This window comes from Shewanella sp. T24-MNA-CIBAN-0130 (assembly GCF_040310185.1).
Taxonomy (GTDB): domain Bacteria; phylum Pseudomonadota; class Gammaproteobacteria; order Enterobacterales; family Shewanellaceae; genus Shewanella; species Shewanella psychromarinicola.
Genome location: NZ_JBEOPP010000202.1, coordinates 1 through 319, shown reverse-complemented (window position 1 = coordinate 319; position 319 = coordinate 1). Strand labels below are relative to the sequence as shown.

At 37.6% G+C, this 319-nt stretch carries 1 protein-coding gene; it reads left to right on the top strand.

Annotation, left to right across the window (positions count from 1 at the left end):
- On the top strand, nt 1-224 hold a 224-nt coding region (locus tag AAEZ02_RS22075), incomplete at its 5' end, for a hypothetical protein (protein ID WP_351125128.1).
- Nucleotides 225-319: the final 95 nt, after the last annotated feature.

The window sequence follows — 319 nt, the reverse complement described above, 5'->3', positions numbered from 1 at the left end:
CCCTAGCTGATAAAGCAGTATTGCCGATACAATCTATCGGATCGGATAAAGTCGATCGATTAATGGAATTATTGCTTGAGCAAAATTTAGATGCCATTGAGTACCTTGAGCGCCTGTTAAACAAAGTGGTGCCAGATAAGCTGTGGTTAAGATTAAAAAACCAAGTGAGCCAACTAGAGTTTCTGGATGCTATCGATACATTAAAATCGATAATTAAGGAGTAATGCGTGTTCATAGATGAGTATATTTCTGGGGTAGAGCCCGTTAGAGGTAAAATACTGTTAGTTGATGATCAGGTTGTCAATATCAAAATATTGCA